This is a genomic window from Moorena sp. SIO1G6, assembly GCF_010672795.1.
Taxonomy (GTDB): Bacteria; Cyanobacteriota; Cyanobacteriia; order Cyanobacteriales; family Coleofasciculaceae; genus Moorena; species Moorena producens.
Genome location: NZ_JAAHFZ010000131.1, coordinates 1 through 4636, shown reverse-complemented (window position 1 = coordinate 4636; position 4636 = coordinate 1). Strand labels below are relative to the sequence as shown.

Below are 4636 nucleotides of genomic sequence, written 5' to 3'. Positions count from 1 at the left end.
GAGGCGCTCCACTAGAGACAATCAAACGGTATGTGCAAAATCAAAAAGAGGTTTAGGGAATAAATTCCTGTTCGGGCTAACCCCATGGATAGAATCCAGGGGCTTGCGCCCTCAGGATTTTCGGTCAAAAATTCTTCTATGAAATCCGTTGAATCAATCAATCTGAAAAATCAGTTTTCTAGGTAGAGACGTTCAATTGAACGTCTCTACTGGGTAACGCAGCACCAGGAACAATTTAATCTTTGGTTAGAAGAAGCAAGGCAAACTGGGAAAATGATTGAATAGTAAACTTGATAATTCTTAATTAACGTGAGTTCGACGGAGTCTCAAACCCTCATTCTTTCGTAAGCTGGAAGGCTGATTCTTTCGTTGGACAACCCAAAATTGATATTTTCATCGAACTCACGTTTAATTAGATGTAACACTCATCGTTTATTTGCTACCAGATTTAGTCTAATTCAAAGGCATCCTTATAATCCTTAGCCAAAGACATATCCTGCTCTTCCTTAAATAACAGACAGTTTTCTACAACCAACACATCTAAATTTGTGCCCATAAAGCAGGAAAAGGCATCTTCTGGGGTGCAGACAATCGGTTCACCTCGGACGTTAAAGCTGGTATTCACTAAAACCGAGCAACCTGTACGTTGTTTAAACGCTTTCAGCAGCTTGTAGTATCGTGGATTGGTTTCCAGATGAACTGTTTGTACCCGCGCCGAATAGTCCACATGAGTCACCGCAGGAATTGTCGAACGCGGGACATTGAGTTTCTCAATCCCAAACAACCCTTTTTCCTCTTCCGTCATGGAACGCTGCAATTCTTGCTTGACCTCAGCCACTAGCAGCATATAGGGACTTTCCCGATCTAACTCAAACCAATCTGAGACATCCTCAGCCAGCACAGAAGGTGCAAAAGGGCGGAATGATTCTCGAAATTTAACTTTTAAATTCAGTTTCTTTTGCATTGTTTCCGAGCGGGGGTCAGCCAAAATCGATCGCCCACCTAAAGCACGGGGGCCAAATTCCATCTGTCCCTGAAACCAACCTACAGCTTTTTCTGCTGCTAAAGCATTGGCTGTTTCATGAATCATGCCGTCTTCACTCAGGGGATGAATCACTGCACCAGCAGCTTGTAAACGGCGTTCACACTCTGCTGGGCTGAAGCTAGGCCCCAAATAACTGCCCTGCATGGTATCTTGACCCGCTACGGTGGTTCTGGGTTGTTTTGCATACAGGTAATAGGCGGCTAAGGCTGCTCCCAAAGACCCGCCAGCGTCACCAGCCGCTGGCTGAATCCAAATTCGTTCAAAAGAACCATCCCGTAAAATATTACCATTGGCAACGCAATTTAACGCCACCCCACCCGCTAGACACAGATTACCATGAGGACTGTCTTTTGCCAGGTTGCGAGTGATTTGCAAGACAATTTCCTCTGTTACACTCTGAACCGATGCGGCTAAGTCCATGTGTTTTTGTGTCAGTCTGTCTTCCGGAGTGCGGCGTGGCCCTTCAAACAGCTCGTCAAACTTGTCATTGGTCATCGTTAAACCGGTACAGTAATTAAAATACTCCTGGTTCAGGCGATAACTTCCATCGGGTTTTAAATCGACTAAATGTTCTAAAATTCTCTCAGCATAAATGGGTCGCCCATAGGGTGCTAAACCCATGACTTTATATTCACCCGAATTGACTTTAAAGCCGGTATAGTAGGTAAATGCAGCATAAAGCATTCCCAGGGAGTGGGGAAAATGTAACTCCTTGGTAATCGTTAACTGATTGCTGTTTCCCTTGGCAACTGTTGTGGTGGCAGATTCTCCCACACCATCAAGGGTCAGTACAGTTGCCTCTGTAAATGGAGAGGGAAAAAACGCACTGGCAGCATGACTCAAATGGTGTTCAGAAAACAATAATCGTTTGGCATCAAATGAACCAAAGGTTGCGAGCGCATCCAGAATTGTGCCTTTTTGAAATAGTTTATTCGTTAACCATAACGGAATGGCTTTAGCAAAGGAAGTATACCCGCTGGGTGCAAATCCCAAATAGGTTTTAACTAAGCGGTTAAATTTCCGCAGGGGTTTTTCATGAAATACCACATAATCTAGTTCATGTAGTTCGATTTCTGCTTGTTTGAGACAGCTCGCGATCGCATTGAACGGAAACCGTAAGTCATGTTTAATACGGGTAAAACGTTCTTCTTGAGCGGCTGCAACAATTTTGCCATTGATAACAATAGCAGCAGCACTATCATGGTAAAAGGCTGAAATACCAAGAATTTTCATGACGGATTACCTCAGGCTTTTCATATATTTGCCATGGGGAAGCAAATTTTGACGCTCTATCCAATAACTTTGGACTTCTGGCTCAAGATTTCTTTGAATGAAATCAATCCCGAAGAAACGGGACACTAGAGCAATCGGAGTGATTATTATATAAAATAATAGTGTTAGCAGCAGATTCAATCCGATGCTGAACAGCGGAGCCAATACAGAGTAAATTGGAGATAAAAGTTGGGGAGAGAACACGGTTATCCCTCCTACCCCAACAGCAACAATTCCTAAGCTGAGGGTGTAAGGTAATAGTAGACTGCCCAACAGTAACATGACAAGCATGACAACCCCAAAACGCTGAATCCGTCGCCGGCGATTTGGATGGTGTTGGACATCTAATAGAGCATCACTGACCGTTTGTTTACTACTATTACTGCTCACAATGATTTTCCTTCTTTGAGTTTTTCGAGTGAAGAACCGTAGCAGTCTTGCAGACGAGCAAAACAACCCTCCGCATATTCCTTAGCCGGTTGAATACCGGGATGAAGCCAATCACGGGCTAATCCAATTTCGGGATTGCCTTTATACTGATCGGTCAAAACACCTAAACCGGGACCCACTAACTTGCCTACATGAATCAAATGCTTCATCGGTTCAAAGACCGCCACATCGAAGCTTGAAAAGACCCACATCACGCCAAACTGTTCACAAAGTGCTTCACACACCTTATAGTTTTTGAACAGATGCATTGGGTTGTTATAAGTACTTAGAAGCTGCTTGTGAGCTTTGAGAACATCTCTGGCTTCCCAATCTCCCCGATCATCCCATCCCACAATATGAGTGGGCATACAGTGAAATAAACGACCATTGTCACCGATATATTCCCGTCGAGCCATACCCGGTGGGAAGGTGAGCAAAACAATATTGGGCTGCAAAATCTGTAGTGCTGAAATTAGGGTGCGAGTAATGTAATCTGCACTACCGCCCCCCATACCCAAGTTCCAGTTGATCACCTGACGACCGAGGTAACTTTGCAAAAAATCTGTAAGAACCGCAGGATAAGTTTTCTCCTCCGGAAGACCTGTACCAAAAGCATCACTAGACGCGACTGTTACGAAATGAATCGCATCTTCGGGAACTTGGTGACGCATTTCAAATTCAGGACAACGATAGCCATAACTGTTGATCTGATAAGTGATATCTTCTGAGCCCAAAACGGGATGGGGTTTTTTTCTATATTCCTTTTCGCGATCGCTGCCAAACCACTTAAACTCACCGGACTTATACACCTCTACCACAGGCGTATAGGGCATCTGATCTGGTAAAAAAAGAGATGCTGAAGCTTTGTAGGCTGATAGATTCATGCTCGTTCACTAACTGGACACAATCAATTTATTTATTCTGTGTTGATCATTCTGAAGCAGACAATCAAATCCAACCATTACTTTAAACAACTGTTAATCTTTTTAACATGAATTAACAGTTGCCAGAGATCGCCTCCAATTGCTCTAAAATCCTGCCAACGTCTAATCGTAGATTATGGCGAGATACTTCCCAGCGGGCAGTTAAAAGTGTGGATAGATATAGGGATCATCTTCTTGTTCCTTCTTCTCTCTTTTCTTACGGGTCACTGCTGATTTGAGAGAGGAGAGGTAGTTTTTGATAGACTGCCAAAGCTTGTCCATGTTTTACTCCTGGTTGGTTGATGTGTGTTCATACTGAAGCACGCCTATTGTATCAGATAATGCTTACACTTTAACCCAGAAATGTTGAATGATAGTTAAAAACCTAGACAAATAGCCTCTAATTTGATAAAATAGAGGCTAAATAAAAATATAATAATGTTGATTCGATGATATCAAATTTTCCAAAAATCGTCAAAAAATACCTAGAAAAACTACCTACTGATGATTATCCAGTCCTCAATACTTTCCTGTCTTGATGCAGTCGCTCATGGGGGAAACCCCCATGAGCGACTGCATCGCTATTTGTGTCAACCTGGTTAGACTTTGTATTAGATCAGAGTCAAACTAGTATGAGGAGTTTATTCAAACGTTTGAATGTACGTGGTATAGATGTAGACATATCGACTTTCTCTAAGGCGAGCAAAGTTAGAAATCCAATGGTGTTTTATAATTTGTTCGTTGACTTAAGAAAAAGTCTGAATAAAAACAAAAAAATAGGCAAAAATAAATTAGCCTTATTTCCGCGCTTATTCAACAATAGTGACCTTAACTAGTAAGCCTGGTTGACTGACAAAACTTAATGAAAAGCATAATCGTAGGTTTTTACCTTAAATTCGAGTCGATAGTACCTTTTCTGATGTTGTTTGCGGGAGGCCATGGCTGGGTCAGGGTCGTAATTAGAGGT

At 42.5% G+C, this 4636-nt stretch carries 3 protein-coding genes and 1 pseudogene; 1 reads left to right on the top strand and 3 read right to left on the bottom strand.

Annotated elements, in window-relative coordinates:
* Window positions 1-448: 448 nt before the first annotated feature.
* From F6K63_RS36335 to F6K63_RS36325, 3 genes are read right to left on the bottom strand one after another with little or no spacing between them, the layout of a single operon-like run.
* Window positions 449-2278, bottom strand: a complete 1830-nt coding sequence (locus F6K63_RS36335) for a carbamoyltransferase family protein (protein WP_287314940.1) — start codon at window positions 2276-2278, stop codon at window positions 449-451.
* 6 nt (window positions 2279-2284) lie between these two features.
* On the bottom strand, window positions 2285-2707 hold the full coding sequence (locus tag F6K63_RS36330) for a hypothetical protein (protein ID WP_287251054.1): 423 nt from the start codon (window positions 2705-2707) through the stop codon (window positions 2285-2287).
* The gene (locus F6K63_RS36325) at window positions 2704-3630 is read right to left on the bottom strand and encodes an SGNH/GDSL hydrolase family protein (protein WP_287251053.1); all 927 of its coding nucleotides are present in this window, start codon (window positions 3628-3630) and stop codon (window positions 2704-2706) included. Before F6K63_RS36325 ends, F6K63_RS36330 begins: the two co-directional genes overlap by 4 nt.
* Before the next feature lie 488 nt (window positions 3631-4118).
* Between F6K63_RS36325 and F6K63_RS36320 the strand changes: the two are divergent.
* Window positions 4119-4509, top strand: a pseudogene (locus F6K63_RS36320) (hypothetical protein); the annotation flags it as partial.
* Between the last annotated feature and the right edge of the window lie 127 nt (window positions 4510-4636).